The organism is Pseudonocardia sp. EV170527-09 (assembly GCF_008369905.1).
Taxonomy (GTDB): domain Bacteria; phylum Actinomycetota; class Actinomycetes; order Mycobacteriales; family Pseudonocardiaceae; genus Pseudonocardia.
Genome location: NZ_VRMC01000034.1, coordinates 19,971 through 36,929 on the forward strand (window position 1 = coordinate 19,971; position 16,959 = coordinate 36,929).

Sequence of the window (16,959 nt, forward strand, 5' to 3'; positions counted from 1 at the left end):
ATGCGCTTCCGGTAGCGGTTTACGCATTGCGTGAGTGGGGGTCCTCGAATGTCATCGGTTCCGGCAGATGCTGGTCAACAGAGTGGCGAGAACGACGTGGAGCCCTCCGTACTGCGGAGGGCGGTCGCCGCGTCGGCGATCGGGAACGCGACGGAATGGTTCGACTACGGCATCTACGCCTACCTGACCGTCGAACTGACGAACGCGTTCTTCCCGGGCGAACTGGGCTACCTCGGAACGCTGCTGGGCTTCGCGATCTCCTTCATCCTGCGACCGCTCGGCGGCTTCGTCTGGGGGCCGCTCGGGGACCGCATCGGCAGGCAGAAGGTCCTGTCGATGACGATCATCCTGATGGGCGTCGCGACGTTCCTGATCGGCGTCATCCCGTCCTACGAGACGATCGGCTGGGCCGCCCCGGCGCTGCTGTTCCTGCTGCGGATCATCCAGGGCTTCTCCACCGGCGGTGAGTACGGCGGCGCTGCCACCTTCATGGCGGAGTACGCGCCGGACCGCAAGCGCGGGTTCTGGGGCAGCTTCCTGGAGTTCGGCACCCTGGCCGGCTTCACGCTCGCGGTGCTGGTCGTCTTCGGCCTGGAGACCGCGATCGGCGAGCAGGCCATGCTCGACTACGGCTGGCGCATCCCGTTCATGATCGCCCTGCCGCTGGCGATGATCGGCCTCTACATCCGGACCAAGCTCGAGGACACCCCGGTGTTCCGTGACCTGGAGGCCGCCGGCGAGTCCGAGTCCGCCGCGACCGGCGCGCTCAAGGACCTCCTCGTCCGCTACTGGCAGCCGATCCTCGCACTGTTCGGGCTGGTCATCGCGCTGAACGTCATCAACTACACGCTGCTGACCTACATGCCGACCTACCTGCAGACGACGCTGTCGATGGACTCGGCGAGCGCCGACACGGTCGCCGTGGTCGGCCAGGTCGTGATGATGCTGCTGATCCCCTTCGCGGGGGCGCTGTCGGACCGGATCGGCCGCAAACCGTGCTGGTGGATCTCGCTGGTCGGCATCTTCGTGCTGGCGATCCCGATGTACATGCTGATGGCGGTGAGCGTGCCGTTGGCGATCCTCGGATTCACCGTGCTCGGGCTGATCTACCTGCTCCAGCTCGGGACGATCTCCGCGACGTTCCCGGCGATGTTCCCGACCCACGTCCGCTTCGCCGGCATGGCGATCTCCTACAACGTGGCGACGGCGGCGTTCGGCGGCACCGCGCCGCTGATCAACGAGTCGGCGATCGAGGGAACCGGTGACGTCCTGTTCCCGGCCTACTACATGATGGGCGCCTGCGTGATCGGCATGATCGCGCTCTACTTCGTCATCGAGACGAAGGGCGTGTCGATCTCCGGCCGGGAGATCCCCGGGCTCGCCGAGCACCGCGCACGGCAGGCCGCGAAGACCGCCTCCTGAGCCGTAGCACCGGTCCACACCGGGCCCGTCCCCGTCGGGGACGGGCCCGGTCGGTGTCAGGGCAGGGACCAGCCGTGCGGCAGCGGCACGTGGCCGTCCCGCGCCGCGGTCCACACCCAGGCCCAGCACACGGTGCCGTCGTGGAGGACCACCCGCGAGCGCGCGTACGCCGGGCCCTCGTAGGCGTCGAGCGCGGCCAGCGCGGTCTCCGGGGCGGCCAGCTCGACGACCCAGCCGGGCACCCCGTCGCCGGTGTCGAGGGTCAGCGCGGGGTACCCGCGGCCGGTGTCGGCGACCGCGCCGGTCGGCAGCACCACCGGCTGGGGCACCACGTCGGAGGCGTGCCCGCGCAGCATCCCGAAGGCCCGGCGGCCGGGCATGAGGGTGCCGTAGACGAACACCCGTGACGGCCACTGCTCCGGCACGGGTACACCGTCGACGGTCGTGGCGTCGAGACCGTCCGGGCCGGGGGCCCCGGCCAGCGCGACGGCCCCGGCCTGGCCGAGGTCGGTGCAGCGGACGGGGGCCCCGTCGACGTGCAGCGGACGGCGGTCGGTGCGGGCGTCGCCGGTGGGGACCTCCGGGGCGAGGTAGGCCCACGGCCGGTCCAGCACCCCGGCGGCGTCGACGAGCGTGACCCGCCCGGTCGCGACCCGGGCCAGCCGGTAGCGCGGCGGGTCGGCGTCGCGGCCCTCGACGGCGTCGAGCGCGGCGAACTGCTCCGGCGCGACCAGCCACACGGTGTGCTCCTCGACCGCCCCGCCGACGGCGGCGAGGGTGGCCGGGCGCTGGTCGTCGACGACCCGGCGGCCGGCCGACCACACCGCCGCCAGGCCCTCGGTGCGCACCCGCAGCACGACGACCGGTCCGGTCAGCCCGCGCTCCCCGCGCATCCAGGAGATCTTCGACGGGCAGGCGTTCGAGCCGTAGGCCAGCAGCGGCACCCGTCCGGCCATCGTCGGCGCGTTCCGTCCGGCGAGCACGTCGTCGAGACAACGGCCGTCGACCCGCCATCCCGAGGGCGTCGACGGGTCGGCCGTCAGGGGGTGGGTGCGGCCGTCGACGTGCAGGAACGAGCACGGCGGCCGGGCACCCGGATAGGGGTCCGCGGGGAACGCGGAGTCCGGCCAGGGTGCGGTGATGTCCGTTCCCGTCATGGGCACGGACCGTAGATCAACAGCCCCGGGTCAGTGGGGCGCGTCCGGGTACCGCCGTCGCAGCAGCGCCGTCGTTACCCGGACGGACCTCACCGCGCGCCGACGTCTGCCTGCGCGACGGCCCGCTACCGGGCCATCCCCGCACCCTCCGGCGTCGCGATGCCGTAGCCGCGGATCTTGCGGTAGATCGTCGCCCGGCTCATCCCGAGCCGACGTGCCGCCTCGGCCTTGTTGCCGTCGGCGTCGAGCAGGGCGTCGACGATCGCGTCGCACTCGATCGACTCCAGTGGGGTCAGTACCCGCCGGGCCAGCACCCGCGTCTCCGGTGGCAGGTCCTCCAGCCGGATCACCCCGGTCCGGCGACGGCTCACGACCTTGCGCAGCACCTGGTAGAGCTGCTCGACGTTGCCCGGCCACCGGTGGCGCATGAGCACCCGCAGGGCCTCCGGGGCACAGGTCAGGTCGGCGCCGCGGGTCAGCCGGGCGAGCAGGTAGGGCACCAGCTCGGCGACGTCCTCCACGTGGTGGCGCAGCGGCGGGACCTCGATGGTGCGTGGGAAGCAGTCCAGCAGCGACGCCAGCTCGGGCGAGTCGGTCGTCCGGGAGCTGCCGCGGGTCGCCACGACCCAGGCCCGCTCCGGGTCGGTCGACTCGCGGTGCGGCTCCAGCACGTCGGCGAGCGCCGCCGCGGCGGCCGGGGGCAGCCGGTCGACCTCGCGCAGCACCAGCGTCCCGCCGCCACCGCCGAGCTCGTCGGTCACCTCGGAGAACCACCGCGGGCCCACGTCGCCGGCGTCGAGCACGCGGACGTGCCCGGCGGGGGAGTGGAGGTGGTGGGTGGCGCGGGCCAGCGTGGTCCGGCCGGAGCCGGGCTCGCCCTGCAGCACCAGCCACTCGTTGGTGCGGAAGTGCCGGTCCACGGCCTGGGCGCACTTGGTCCACAACGCCCCCGAGCCGACGGCGGTCGGCAGCGCGGTGGTGATCGTCGGGGTCGCGGAGCCGCGGCCGACGGTCTCGCGGTGGGTCAGGCTCACCTGCAGGATGCCGCCCGCCGAGCCCGCCTCGTTCCAGCTGGGCCGGCACTGCACGCGCGCGGTCGCCCCGCTCGGCAGGTCGACGACGAGCTGGCGGTTGCGCCCGGCCCGCAGCGCGTCGGTCGCCCCGGCCAGCAGCAGGGCCTGGTCGCCGGGGGCGATGAGCTCGCGGGCGCGGTCGTTCATCATCACGAGGTCGTCGCCGACGGCGAGCACCGCGGAGTCGCCCCCGCGCTGGACCGCGGTCAGGTAGTCGTGCAGCAGCGTCAGCTCGTGCCGCCCGGACGCGGCGAGCAGCGCCTCCTCGATGCGGCGGGCCGTCGTGGCGGCGGTGGCGACCATCAGCGCATTCGCCTCGGTCCGCCAGCAGGTCAGATCGATGACGCCCAGGATCTTGCCGGTGACCGGGTGCCGGATCGGAGCGCCGGCGCAGGCCAGGTCCTCCAGGTGCTCGACGAAGTGCTCGTGCCCGAACACCTCGGTCGGCCGCCTGCCCTCCAGCGCGGTGCCGATGCCGTTGGTGCCGACGTGCTGCTCGGCGTAGGAGAAACCGGGGACGAGCCACACCCGGTCCAGGTGCTGACGCAGCGCGGAGTCACCGGTCCGGCGGTCGAGGACGACACCGTCGGAGTCGCACAGGATGAGGCTGACCGGCTCGGTGGCGAACTGGTCGCACAGCTCGGAGACGATCGGGGTGGCCGCCCGTACCAGGGGGCTGTCGGTCTCGCGGCCGACCTCGGGCAGGTCGATGGAGTCCGGCGCCACGTCGCTGTCCCGCGACCGGATCCAGGACGCCAGGATCGGTGGGCGGACCGCGTCCTCACGCATCTGCTCGTGGTGCAGGAACGCCTCGCGGGCCGCAGCGATCCGCTTGGCCGCGGTGCTGGTGGCGGTCCTGGACACGGGTGTGGGCGCCGAGCCGGTGGCGGAGACGTCAGATCCGTCCCCGGGCTGTCGCGGGCGCGGCGTCGGCCGGCCCGCCCGGGTGGCGCCCTGCGCGCCGTCGGGCAGGGGTCTCACACACGGCCTCCTTGCCAGTGTCGAGCTCGGGACACGACCACCGGGGATCCGCGTGCGACAGCGGTGACCTGCCCGGATCCCGTGGCCACGGCGACGGTACGCGCCGTGAGAGCAAGATCACCACAGGTGGCGGCGCGGAAGAGTCTCATATTGAGACCTCGAATGCCTGCCGGACCATGTGTGATTCGCAGCACGGAGGACAGACGGCACCGGCGCCGCGGCATCCACCCACGTCACCGGGTCGTCCGACCTCCGCGTTCGACCACGACATCGGGCTACCCGCGCTCGCCCGCTGATCCGACCACAACCCACCACCGTGAGGAGACGACGTGAGTCGGCAGAGTTTGGCGAAGGCTCACCAGAAGATCCAGGAGCTTTCCTGGGAGCCGCAGTACCACGAGCCGTACATGAAGTACGGAACCGACTACACCTTCAAGAAGGCGGCGAAGAAGGACCCGCTCAAGCAGGTCCTGCGCTCGTACTTCCCGATGGAGGAGGAGAAGGACCACCGCGTCTACGGCGCCCAGGACGGTGCCATCCGCGGCAACATGTTCCGGCAGGTGCAGGAGCGCTGGCTGGAGTGGCAGAAGCTCTTCCTGTCGATCATCCCGTTGCCGGAGATCTCGGCGGCGCGCTCGATGCCGATGCTGTTCCACGTGGTTCCGAACCCGGAGCTGCACAACGGCCAGGCGATCCAGATGATCGACGAGGTTCGGCACAGCACGATCCAGCAGAACCTCAAGCGCCTCTACATGAACAACTACATCGACCCGGCGGGCTTCAACAACTCGCTGCGGAACTTCCAGTCGGACTACTGCGGCACGATCGGCCGCCAGTTCGCCGAGGGGTTCATCACCGGTGACGCCATCACCGCCGCGTCGATCTACCTGACCATCGTCGCGGAGACCGCGTTCACGAACACCCTGTTCGTGGCGATGCCGGCCGAGGCGGCCGCCAACGGTGACTACCTGCTGCCGACGGTGTTCCACTCGGTGCAGTCCGACGAGTCGCGGCACATCTCCAACGGCTACGCCACGCTCCTGATGGCGCTGTCGGACGAGGACAACCGCCAGCTGCTCGAGCGCGACCTGCGCTACGCGTGGTGGAACAACCACCGCGTCGTCGACGCCGCCATCGGCACCTTCATCGAGTACGGCACGAAGGACCGCCGCAAGGACCGTGAGTCCTACGCGGAGATGTGGCGCCGCTGGATCTACGACGACTACTACCGCAGCTACCTGCTGCCGCTCGAGAAGTACGGCCTGGTGATCCCGCACGACCTGGTCGAGGAGTCCTGGAACCAGATCTGGAACAAGGGCTACGTCCACGAGGTCGCGCAGTTCTTCGCCACCGGCTGGTGTGCCAACTACTGGCGCATCGACGGCATGACCGACACCGACTTCGAGTGGTTCGAGTACAAGTACCCGGGCTGGTACGACCGGTACGGCAAGTGGTGGGAGAACTACAACCGCCTCGCCAAGCCGAACGGTCACCACGCCATCGTGGCCGAGGACGTCGACTACGTGTACCCGCACCGCTGCTGGACCTGCATGGTCCCGTGTCTGGTGCGCGAGGACATGGTCGTCGACAAGGTGGACGGCCAGTGGCGCACGTACTGCCACGAGGTCTGCCGCTGGACCGACGCCGAGGCCTTCCGGCCCGTGTACCAGGGTCGCGAGACCCCGAACATGGGCAAGCTCGTGGGGCACCGCGAGTGGGAGACGCTCTACCACGGCTGGAACTGGGCCGACGTCATCCAGGACATGGGCTTCGTCCGTGACGACGGCAAGACGCTGACCGCTCAGCCGCACCTCGATCTCGACCCGAAGAAGATGTGGACGCTGGACCACATGCGGCGCATGCCGCACCTGGCCAGCCCCAACGTCATCCTCAACGAGATGAGCGACGCCGAGCGCGAGGCGTTCGTGGCGGACTACAACCGCCAGGGGCCGGGAGGCCGGCCCGCGCCCACCGACGCCTGAGCGCGGGTCAGGCGAGGGGAGAGGGTTCCCGTCACTCCATGACGGGGCTCTCTTCCCGCGGCCCGGCCGGGGGGGGGGGCGTCTTCCCCGGCCGGGTCACCCCGGGACCCCTGTCCGTCGGGCGGGGCCCGGGGCGACGCCTGCCCACGTCTGTCCGATTGGTCTTTTTTCTCACGCCATTCGTCACGCCAAGAGAGGTGGTCTGCGCTCGTGGGCGACAAACACGTCGTGCGGTTCGAGCCCGTCGGCATCGAGATCGAGGTCGACGAGGACCAGAACATCCTCCGTGCCGCGGCCGAGCAGGGCGTCCAGCTCATGCACGGTTGCAAGGAGGGCCAGTGCTCGGCCTGCAAGTCCTTCGTCCTGGAGGGCGAGGACATCGAGTACGACAGCTACTCGACGTTCGCGCTGCCGGACTACGAGAAGGACGAGGGGCACACCCTGCTGTGCCGGGCGCACGCCTACGAGGACCTGGTCATCGAGCTGACCAACTACGACGAGGAGATCATCCGCTCCGGCCTGCCCCTCACCAAGGGCGTGGTCGAGGTGGTGTCGGTCGAGGCCGTCACCCACGACATGCGGCACCTGACCGTCAAGCTGGTCGAGCCGTCGGAGATCAAGTTCTTCCCCGGGCAGTACATGGACCTCGTCTGCCCCGGGACCGAGGAGAGCCGCTCGTTCTCCATGGCCAACACCCCGAACCGGGACGGCACCTACGAGTTCGTCATCAAGGTCTACCCGGGCGGGCTGTTCGGGACCTGGCTCGACGAGCAGGCCGCCCCCGGTGACCGGCTCGACGTCGAGGCGCCCTTCGGCACCTTCACCCTCCGGCAGAACCGCAGCTCGCCGATCGTCTTCGTCGGTGGTGGCGCCGGGATGGCGCCGGTGCTGGGCCTGCTGCGGGCGATGGCCGAGGGCGGGGTCGAACGACGGGCCACCTTCTACTACGGCGCGCGCACCGCGGCCGATCTCTGCTTCGAGAAGGAGATCGCCGAACTGGCGCCCCAGCTGGGCGGCTTCCGGTACGTCCCCGCCCTGTCCGATGTCGACGGCGGCGCGGACTGGGCCGGCGAGACCGGCCTGATCACGGAGGTGGTCAGGCGCAACGAATCCGATCTGAAGGGAGCGGATGCCTACGTCTGCGGTCCCCCGCCGATGGTCGACGCGGCGATCGCGACGCTGACCCAGCTGGGTGTGAGTGAGACCAACATCTTCTACGACAAGTTCACCACGACCGGTGAGCAAGAAGGCGAGGACGGACAGCAATGACTCAGTCCCCCACCACGCAGGACACGTCGTCCGGTTCGCAGCGCAGCGTTCCCAAGCCCGTCTTCACCGACGCGGAGGCCGGGGCGCGGGAGTTCCCCGACTCGAGCTCGAACGCGCGCCGCTACAACTACTACGCGCCCGCCAAGCGCAAGCAGACGCTGTACGAGGACACCACCGTCGAGGTCCAGCCGGACCCGCGGCACTACCTCGCCCAGGGCTGGATCTACGGCTTCGCCAACGGCGAGGGCGGCTACCCGCTGCACTGGACCAAGCTCAAGGCCTGGGGCGTCGACGAGCCCGAGCCGCAGCGCGGCGTCGGCACCGGCGGCCTGCACGTGAAGAACTGGCCGGCCCACGGCTGGCACGAGTTCCGTGACCCGAACGAGGAGTGGGAGCAGAGCCTCTTCCGGTACAACGCGAACGTCGTCCGCCAGCTCACCCAGAACATCGAGAACGCACGCAACGCGAAGGCGTTCGAGCTGTGGAACCCGAACTGGGTGCGCTTCGTCGAGCGCAACGTGGGCGCCTGGATGCACATCGAGCACATCCTCGGCCTCTACGTCTTCGCGTCCAACGAGCGGTCCGCGCCGACGAACATGCACAACACCGCGCTCGCCGCGAACTCCACCCGCAAGATCCGGTTCGCCCAGGACCTCGCGCTCTACAACCTGACGCTGTCCGAGGAGATCGACGGGTTCGACGGCACCGCCCACCTCGACGCGTGGGACAACGCGCCGGAGTGGCAGGGCGCCCGCAGGATGACCGAGGCCCTCACCGCGGTCCAGGACGACTGGGGCGAGGCGATCTTCGCGGCGAACTGCGTGTTCGAGCCCCTGGTCGGTGAGCTGTTCCGGTCGAACCTGGTCATGCAGTCCGCCGCCACCAACGGTGACTACGTGACCCCGACGGTCATGGGTGCCGGCGAGTTCGACTACGCCCAGCGCGACCTGCGCTGGTCGATCGCCTGCTTCGCGCCGCTCACCCAGGACCGCGAGTTCGCCGACCACAACCGGGAGCTCATGGGCGGCTGGCTCCGGACCTACGTGCCGCAGGCGCTGGAGGCCGCCCGGACGATGCAGCCGATGTGGTCCCAGTCGGACTCCAAGCCGCCGACGTTCGAGGACTCCCTCGACCGCGCCAAGAACCGGTTCGCCGGGATCTGCAGCGATCTCGGTCTCGACGTCCCCGAGGAGCTGAAGCAGTGACCAGCACGGACAGCCCGTTCAAGCAGGACAGCACCGCGTCGAACATGTGCGGATTCACGCTGATGAACAACCAGATCGGCGCGGTCATCGCGACGGTCCTAAACCGTCAGGACAACGTGACCGTGCAGCACCTGCCCTCGATGATCCGCGTCGACGGCACCGGCAAGTTCGAGCTCGACTACGAGGCGATGGACGAGGAGGCCGGTCAGGAGGAGGGCTGGTTCGACGCCGCCCAGTTCGAGGAGAACATGTCCACCCACTACGGGCGGATGGTCCACCTGGACGACAAGACGATCATGTTCGCCAATCCCGAGGACGCCGCCGAGTACATCGACTTCGACCTGAAGCCGGTGTAGTACCCGCTCCTCACCCGGATCGCACCGCCCGGGACGACGACCCGTCCCCGGCCCGCCACGGTCGGCGACGGCCCGGGCGGTGCGCTCCACCCGCGCAGCGCGCCTGGACGGCGCCTCGGCTGCGCACGTTGATCCACACCCGCGCACCTGGACCGACTCTCTCCGGGAGGACCCACCATGGCCAAGGAACTCCGCTTCGGCGCCGAGGGCCGTCATCTGCTTCAGGCCGGCGTCGACCAGTTGGCCGAAGCCGTCAAGAGCACGCTGGGCCCCAAGGGCCGCAACGTCATCCTGGAGAAGATCACGGGCTCGCCCGAGGTCACGAACGACGGCGTCACCATCGCCCGCGAGATCCACCTGCGCGACCCCTTCGAGAACATGGGCGCCCAGCTGGTCAAGGAAGCGGCGGTCAAGACCAACGACACGGTCGGCGACGGCACCACGACCGCGACCGTCATCGCCCAGGCGATCGTCAAGCAGGGCATGAGCGCCATCGAGGGCGGTGGCAACCCGGTGCTGGTCAAGCGGGGCATCGACATCGCGGTCAACGCGCTCGTCGACCGCCTCCAGACGGTGTCGCACCCGGTCAGCACCGAGGAGGACTACGCCCGCGTCGCCTCCATCTCGGCCAACGACGACTACACGATCGGCCGGGTCGTCGCGAAGGCGCTGCACACCGTCGGCGACGACGGCGTCGTCACCGTCGACGACACCCCGCTGCCGGGCGTCTCGGTGGACTTCGTCGAGGACTTCGAGTTCGACAACGGCTACGTCTCGCCGTACATGGTGACCAACCCCGGCACGCTCGAGGCGATCGTCGACGACCCCTACATCCTCTTCACCGCGCACAGGATCAAGGACGTCCAGCAGATCATGCCGGTGCTGGACCGGATCATGCGCAACGACCGGCGCCCGCTCGTCATCGTCGCGGAGACCGTCGAGGGCACCGCCCTGCAGATGCTGGTCCACAACCACGTCAACGGACACTTCCAGGCCGTCGCGATCAAGGCGCCCGGCTTCGGTGAGAAGCGCATCCACCTGCTGGAGGACATGGCCGCGCTCTGCGGCGGGCAGGTGCACTCCAAGAGCTCCTCGTTCTCGCTCGAGCAGATCGACGTCGAGCACCTGGGGCGCGCCGTGCAGGTGCGGGTCACCAGCGAGGGCACCACGATCATCGGGGGTGGCGGGGACAAGCAGAAGCTGGAGTACCGGCTGTCGCAGCTGCGCGCCGAGCTGGCCCGCGCGACCATCGGCACCGACGAGGACTTCTTCTCCGACCGCATCGCCCGGCTGTCCGGGAAGGCCGCGATCATCTCGGTCGGGGCACCGACCAACGCCGAGGCCCGCGAGATCCGGCACCGTGTGGACGACTCGTTGCAGGCGACCCGGGCCGCGGTGGCCGAGGGCATCGTGGCCGGTGGCGGCGCGGCGCTGCTGCACGCCGAGCCCGCCCTCGACGAGCTGGACGTGACCGGGGACTACCGGATCGGCGTCGAGATCGTCCGGCAGGCGCTCACCGAGCCCGTGCACCTCATCGCCTCCAACGCGGGCTACGACGGCGACGAGGTGGTCAAGCAGGTCACCACCATGGGCGTCGACGACGGCTTCGACGCCCTGGAGGGCCGCTACGGGGACATGGTCGAGATGGGCATCATCGACCCGCTGCGGGTCGTGCGCTCCGCCCTGCAGAACGGCGCCTCGGTCGCCGGGCTGATCCTCACCACCAACTCCCTGGTGGCCGAGGAGGTCACGCCCTGGAACAAGGCCCTCATGACCGAGTTCGGCCAGCTCGACGAGGGCATCCCGCAGCCCAGCCCGGACTCGAGCACGCCCCAGTCGATGGGGCTCGGCCCGTCGGTCGGGTAGGTACCGGCCAGCCCGGTCACAGGGAACCCAGGGGAGCGGCCCGGCACGCGCTGCGCGTGCCGGGCCGCTCCGCGACAGTGGAGAGGTGGTCGTCGTGGACCGGTGCTGCCCAGCGCCCCCGGGGCGTGGTGGTCTCCCGGCGGTCGTCGACGCCCAGGTGCACGGCTGGGACGGCAGGCCGCACAACCAGTCGGGCCCGGCGGGGGAGCAGTTCGTCGCCGACCTGCTGCACCGCCACCGGATGGTGGACCCCTCGCCGCGGCCGCTGTCGGCGGACGCGTTCGAGCTGGTCACGCCGCAGGCACTGGCCGCGCACGTGCTGTCCGCGGTGGACCGCGCGGTGCTGGTCCCGGCCGGGTTCGAGGACCTGTTCGTTCTCGGGTTCGCCGCGCCTGCCTGGCACGCCGAGCTCGCCGCCGAGCACCCCGGTCGGCTCGCGCTGGCCGGCGAGCTCGACCCCGCCGACCGGGCCCGCGCCCGTGGCATCGGCGCCCGGGTCGGTCGCGACGGTCTGCGCGCGCTGACCGTGCTGCCCGCCCGTCGTCCGGAGACCGCGCTGTCCCTGCGGGCACCGTGGCTGCGACGCACCCTGATCCGGGCGGAGCAGGCCGGCGCCGGGGTGGTCCACATCGGGATCGCACCGACCGCGCGACCGTCGCGCGCGGCACCGGACTGGGCGCACGCGGGCGTCGTCGCCGAGGGGGAGGCGGCTCCGCGGCCCCGGTGGCCGGAGTGGGCCGAGCCGGTCCGCGCCGGGTCCGCCCTGCCGGTCCGGGTGCGCAGCGCGGGGCCGCTGCCGGCCGGGGCCGTCGACGTCACCGAGGTCGCCGCGCTGGCCGCGGCCCTGCCCAAGATCCGGTTCGTGGTGGGTGCCGCCTGCGCCCCGACCGCGTCGCTGATCCGGCTGGCCCGCGTGCCCAACGTCTACGTGCTGCTCACCGACCTGCTGATCGCGTTGCGGCGACACCGGGTGCCTGCCGCGGAGGCGCTCGGCGAGCTGCTGGCCGCCTACGGCCCGGACCGGCTGATGTTCGGCAGCGGCTACCCGCTGGTGCGTCCGGCGCGGCTGATCCGCGACCTCATGACCTTCCGCTATCCCGATGAGCTGCGCGGACGGTTTCCCGAGCTCGACGACGACGTGCGCGCCGCCCTGCTCGGCGGCACCGCAGCGCGGGTGCACAAGTTCGACCTCGGCTGCGCCACCGTCCGTCCTCGCCGTCGAGGAGTGCTGAGCCCCACCTGAATACAGGAGAGGCAACCCTCATGACGTGTCCTATCCTTCCGCCGGACGAGCGAAGGGGACAGACATGGGACTCAGCCGACGGCAGATGCTGCTCACGACGCTGGCTGCTGCCGGTGGCGCCGTACTGGCCGGGTGTGGCGGGGGCGGCAGGTCGGAGACCGGCGCCGGTGCCGCGACGGGGAGCGCCGGTTTCCCGGTGACGATCGAGGGCAAGCTCGGTGCGGCGACGATCCCACAGGCCCCGCAGCGCGTGGTGTCCGTGGGCTACACCGACCACGACGCGATCCTCGCGCTCGGGGTGGCGCCGGTGGCGGCCCGCTACTGGTACGGCGACGAGAAGGTCGTCGTGCAGCCGTGGGCCCGGGCAGCCGCGCAGGCGGTGGGCGCGGCACCGGCGGTCCTGAACATGTCCTCCATCGAGCCCGAGAAGATCGCGGCCCAGCGCCCCGACCTGGTGATCGGCCTCTACTCCGACCTCGACGCCCAGAACTATCCGGTGGTGAGCGCCGTCGCACCGACCGTCGGACCACCGCGGGGGTTCGACGACTACGGCGCACCGTGGCAGGAGTACACCCGCGAGACCGGGCGGGCGCTGGGCAAGGAGGCCGAGGCCGAGAAGCTGGTCACCGACCTGGAGGCCAGGTTCGTCGCCGCCCGCGACGCCGATCCGCAGTGGAAGGGGCGCTCGGTCGTCGTCGCGAGCCGCAGCGCGGACAAGATCAGCGTGTTCTCCTCGCACGACCCCCGCTCACGGTTCTTCACCGAGCTGGGGTTCACCGTGCCACCACGGATCGACCAGCTGGCCGCAGGCAAGTTCTACACCGAGTTCAGCTTCGAGCAGGCGAGCGAGCTCGACCACGACCTCATCGTCTGGGACCAGCTGTCGTTCACCCCCGGCGGGAAGGCGACGGTCGTCGGGGATCCGCTGCTGTCGCGGTTGCCCGCGATGCGCGACGGGCGCTCCGTGTTCCTGGAGGGGGCCACCGAGCTGGCCTTCGCCTGGCAGACCGTGCTCAGCCTCCCGTCCGTGCTCGACGCGGTCGTCCCCGAGCTGCAGCGGGCGATTCCGAAGGCCTGACCCGCTCCCGTCGGGGTGGGGCGTGCCCGGCCCCGGGGCCCGTCCTGCCACGCGACGCTCCTGCCGGTGGCGTCGCTCCGGGGTCCTCGTGGCGGTGGTCAGGCGCGACGACGGCGGACGGCCGGGGTGAGCAGGAACAGCACCGCGGCCGTCGTGCCGAAGGCGGCGGCGAAGCCGAAGGGCTCGGCGATCGCTCCGAGGCCGGTCGCCCCCAGGCCGGTCCCGGCGTCGTAGGCGATGTTCCAGACGGCGCTGGCCGGGCCGTAGTGCAACGGTCCGGCGGCGGCGAACAGGGCGACCATGGCGTCGTTCTGCACGAGCCCGAACCCGGCGCCGACGGCGACCGCCCCCGCCACCAGCAGGACCGACGCGAACGGAGTGGCGAGCACCCCGAGCAGCCCGACCGTGGCGCACGCGGTCCCGACCGGCAACAGGGCCCCGGGACGTCCGCTGCGGTCGGTGAGGGTGCCCGCGACGCCGCGGCCGAGCAGCGCCCCGAGCGCAGTGGCGAAAAGCGCGGCGGGCACCGCGACCGTCGCCCCCGGCGCGACGAGCGGGGCGAAGGTGATCACGCCGCCCTGTGCGGTGGAGCAACCCAGCATCGCGAGCACCGGTGCGGCGGGGAGTCGCCTGCGGGGCTCGCGGGGGTGCGGGACGGCGTCGTCGCGGCGGGGTGCGGGGGCCCGCCGGGGCCCCCGCACGAACGCCACCACCAGCGCCCCGGCGACCGGCGTGATCCCGGCCAGCAGGAACACCCCGGTGAACCCCAGCGCGTCGACGACCGCGACGCCCGCCGGCAGGAACAGCAGCTGGGGCAGGCCGACCGCGTAGCCGTAGCGCGCCGCCGCGCGACCGTGCGCGGACGGCTCGACCAGCTCCGCGACGAGCGCGCTCCCGGCGACCGTGGCCATCCCGAACCCGATCCCGCGGACGGCGGAGATCGCCAGCACCGGGGCGAGGTCGGCGGTCAGCGCGAGCAACGGCGTCGGGAGCCCGAGCAGCAGCGACCCCGCGACCAGCACCGGACGGTGCCCGACCCGGCGCAGCATCGCGGGCACCAGCAGCTGGGTGCCGACGGTGGCCGCCATCAGTACGCCCGTGCTCAGCCCCGCTCCGAACTCGCCGGAACCGCCCCGGGACACCCACAGCGGGACGACCGGGAGCAGCAGGGCGTAGCCGCCGAACGCGAGTGCGGTCGAGGCGAGGAGCAGACGGAACGGGAGCGACGACAGCGAGCGGGGCACGCCCCACCGTGTCAGACGCACGCGTCGCGGCGCGTCCCGCGCCCTGGCTCCGCGCCGTCCTCGGTCCGCGCTGTCCGCTCGACCGGTCGCCGAGATGCAGCTCAGGGGGATCCGTGGCTCGTCCGAGCCCGCTGAGCTGCATCTCGGCGTGCGAACCGCTGCGGTCCGGCCCCTGGGTGTGAGGGGCCGGGCCGCGGTGGGGGTGTCGGGGTGAGGTCAGGATCCGTTGCGGATCCATTCGTCGAGGTGGGGTGCTTCGTCGCCGATGGTGGTGGGGTCACCGTGTCCGGTGCGCACTCGGGTGTCGGCGGGCAGGGTGAGCAGGGTGGTGCGGATGGACTCGATGATGGTGTCGAACGATGAGTAGGAGCGTCCGGTGGCGCCGGGTCCACCCTGGAACAGGGTGTCGCCGGTGAAGACGATGCCCAGCTCGGGGGCGTAGAGGCAGGACGAGCCCGGCGAATGGCCGGGGGTCTGCAGCACGGTCAGGTCGATCCCGCCCGCGGAGAGGACCTGACCGTCGGCGAGCTCCTGGTCGGGCTTGCGGTCGGGCCAGGTCATGTCCCACAGCACCTGCTCGGCCGGGTTGAGCAGGATCGGCGCAGAGAACCGGTCGGCCAGGGCGGGCGCCTGGTTGACGTGGTCGTCGTGGGCGTGGGTGCAGACGACGGCCTTGACACGGCGGTCCCCGACGGCGGCGGCGATGGCGTCGGCGTCGTGGGCGGCGTCGATGACGAACACTTCGCGGTCGTCACCGATGATCCAGACGTTGTTGTCGACGTCGAAGGAGCCGCCGTCGAGGTTGAACGTGCCGGAGGTGACGACGTGGTCGATCGGGGAGTCGGTCGGGCCCGGCATCAGAGGATCACCACCGAGCGGAGGACCTCACCGGCGTGCATCTTCTCGAAGGCCTCTTCGATGTCATCGATCCCGATCTCCTCGGTGACGAACTTGTCGAGCGGGAAGCGGCCCTGCAGGAACAGGTCCACGTACATCGGGAAGTCGCGGCTGGGCAGGCAGTCGCCGTACCAGGAGGACTTCAGGGCGCCGCCGCGGCCGAAGTAGTCGATGAGCGGGATCTCCGGGGCCTGCAGGTCCGGGGTCGGGACGCCGACCAGGACGACGGTGCCGGCGAGGTCGCGGGCGTAGAAGGCCCGCTTGTAGGTCTCGGGGCGGCCGACGGCCTCGATGACGACGTCGGCGCCGTTGCCGTCGGTGACCGACCGGATGAACTCGACCGGGTCGGTGTCCTTGGCGTTGACGGTGTGGGTGGCGCCGAACCCGCGGGCCCAGTCCAGCTTCCGGGGGTCGGTGTCGACGGCGATGATCGTGGTGGCGCCGGCGAGTGTGGCTCCGGCGATGGCGGCGTCACCGACGCCGCCGCAGCCGATGACGGCGATGGAGTCGCCGCGACCGACCTGGCCGGTGTTGACCGCGGCGCCGAGGCCGGCCATGACGCCGCAGCCCAGCAGCCCGGCGACCTTCGCGGGGGCGTCGGGGTTCACCTTCGTGCACTGTCCGGAGTGGACCAGGGTCTTCTCGATGAACGCGCCGATCCCGAGTGCGGGGGACAGCTCGGTGCCGTCGGTCAGGGTCATCTTCTGGGTGGCGTTGTGGGTGTCGAAGCAGTACTGGGGCTTGCCCTTCCGGCAGGCCCGGCACTGGCCGCAGACAGCACGCCAGTTCAGGACGACGTAGTCGCCCGGCTCGATGTCGGTGACGCCCTCGCCGACCGTCTCGACGATGCCGGCGGCCTCGTGTCCGAGGAGGAAGGGGAACTCGTCGTTGATGCCGCCGAGCTTGTAGTGCAGGTCGGTGTGGCAGACCCCGCAGGCCTGGATCCGCACCACGGCCTCGCCGGGACCGGGGTCGGGCACGTTGATCGTCTCGACGGTGACCGGCTCACCCTTGGCGCGGGCCACGACGCCGCGTACCTGCTGTGCCATAACTCGTACTCCACTCGTCCTCGACGCCGTCCGCTCGGGACGGATGCTCGGATGGCGACTCTGGCATGGGTGGCCGGACGGTGCCAGGTCGGCTCCGGCCCTGCAACAGGTGTTTCGGCATGTGGGGGAACAGAACG

General features: G+C 71.1%; 13 protein-coding genes. 8 read left to right on the forward strand and 5 right to left on the reverse strand.

Going from position 1 to position 16,959, the window contains the following annotated elements; translation table 11 throughout:
* Nucleotides 1–96 precede the first annotated feature (96 nt).
* A complete protein-coding gene (locus tag FVA95_RS12790) occupies nt 97–1,422 on the forward strand; it encodes an MFS transporter (protein ID WP_240051445.1) in 1,326 nt (441 codons plus the stop codon).
* Between the two features lie 56 nt (nt 1,423–1,478).
* Here FVA95_RS12790 and FVA95_RS12795 read toward each other — a convergent pair whose 3' ends face one another.
* Both FVA95_RS12795 and FVA95_RS12800 read right to left on the reverse strand, forming a co-directional pair.
* Nucleotides 1,479–2,579, reverse strand: a complete 1,101-nt coding sequence (locus tag FVA95_RS12795; RefSeq protein WP_240051446.1) for a gamma-glutamylcyclotransferase — start codon at nt 2,577–2,579, stop codon at nt 1,479–1,481.
* A gap of 125 nt (nt 2,580–2,704) precedes the next feature.
* Nucleotides 2,705–4,516 carry a sigma-54-dependent Fis family transcriptional regulator gene (locus FVA95_RS12800; protein ID WP_240051447.1) on the reverse strand — a complete coding sequence of 604 codons (1,812 nt, stop codon included), beginning with the start codon at nt 4,514–4,516 and terminating at the stop codon, nt 2,705–2,707.
* A gap of 461 nt (nt 4,517–4,977) precedes the next feature.
* On the opposite strand from FVA95_RS12800, the gene FVA95_RS12805 reads away from it, so the two are divergent.
* The 7 genes from FVA95_RS12805 to FVA95_RS12835 all read left to right on the forward strand — a co-directional run bounded on the left by FVA95_RS12805 (nt 4,978) and on the right by FVA95_RS12835 (nt 13,632).
* Nucleotides 4,978–6,615 (forward strand): methane monooxygenase, encoded by a 1,638-nt coding sequence (locus FVA95_RS12805; RefSeq protein ID WP_043276429.1) that lies wholly within the window; start codon nt 4,978–4,980, stop codon nt 6,613–6,615.
* A 210-nt stretch (nt 6,616–6,825) separates the two neighbouring features.
* Complete coding sequence (locus tag FVA95_RS12810; protein WP_149664415.1) at nt 6,826–7,884, forward strand: 2Fe-2S iron-sulfur cluster binding domain-containing protein; 1,059 nt, start codon at nt 6,826–6,828, stop codon at nt 7,882–7,884.
* Nucleotides 7,881–9,089 (forward strand): toluene hydroxylase, encoded by a 1,209-nt coding sequence (locus FVA95_RS12815; RefSeq protein WP_020622162.1) that lies wholly within the window; start codon nt 7,881–7,883, stop codon nt 9,087–9,089. Before FVA95_RS12810 ends, FVA95_RS12815 begins: the two co-directional genes overlap by 4 nt.
* Entirely contained in the window at nt 9,086–9,445 is a 360-nt protein-coding gene (mimD, locus tag FVA95_RS12820) for a propane 2-monooxygenase effector subunit MimD (protein WP_368667323.1), read from the forward strand. Before FVA95_RS12815 ends, mimD begins: the two co-directional genes overlap by 4 nt.
* 177 nt (nt 9,446–9,622) lie before the next feature.
* Nucleotides 9,623–11,311 carry a chaperonin GroEL gene (groL, locus tag FVA95_RS12825; RefSeq protein ID WP_149664416.1) on the forward strand — a complete coding sequence of 563 codons (1,689 nt, stop codon included), beginning with the start codon at nt 9,623–9,625 and terminating at the stop codon, nt 11,309–11,311.
* Nucleotides 11,312–11,396: 85 nt separating this feature from the next.
* The gene (locus FVA95_RS12830; protein WP_149664417.1) at nt 11,397–12,554 is read left to right on the forward strand and encodes an amidohydrolase family protein; all 1,158 of its coding nucleotides are present in this window, start codon (nt 11,397–11,399) and stop codon (nt 12,552–12,554) included.
* A 64-nt stretch (nt 12,555–12,618) separates the two neighbouring features.
* Complete coding sequence (locus FVA95_RS12835) at nt 12,619–13,632, forward strand: iron-siderophore ABC transporter substrate-binding protein (RefSeq protein WP_149664418.1); 1,014 nt, start codon at nt 12,619–12,621, stop codon at nt 13,630–13,632.
* A 98-nt stretch (nt 13,633–13,730) separates the two neighbouring features.
* On the opposite strand, the gene FVA95_RS12840 is transcribed toward FVA95_RS12835, so the two are convergent.
* The 3 genes from FVA95_RS12840 to FVA95_RS12850 all read right to left on the reverse strand — a co-directional run bounded on the left by FVA95_RS12840 (nt 13,731) and on the right by FVA95_RS12850 (nt 16,822).
* Nucleotides 13,731–14,876 (reverse strand): MFS transporter, encoded by a 1,146-nt coding sequence (locus tag FVA95_RS12840; protein WP_149664419.1) that lies wholly within the window; start codon nt 14,874–14,876, stop codon nt 13,731–13,733.
* A gap of 216 nt (nt 14,877–15,092) precedes the next feature.
* The gene (locus FVA95_RS12845) at nt 15,093–15,734 is read right to left on the reverse strand and encodes an MBL fold metallo-hydrolase (RefSeq protein WP_149664420.1); all 642 of its coding nucleotides are present in this window, start codon (nt 15,732–15,734) and stop codon (nt 15,093–15,095) included.
* Nucleotides 15,734–16,822: an S-(hydroxymethyl)mycothiol dehydrogenase gene (locus FVA95_RS12850; protein WP_149664421.1), complete on the reverse strand. Its 1,089-nt coding sequence runs from the start codon at nt 16,820–16,822 to the stop codon at nt 15,734–15,736. The genes FVA95_RS12845 and FVA95_RS12850 overlap by 1 nt, the downstream gene beginning before the upstream one ends.
* Between the last annotated feature and the right edge of the window lie 137 nt (nt 16,823–16,959).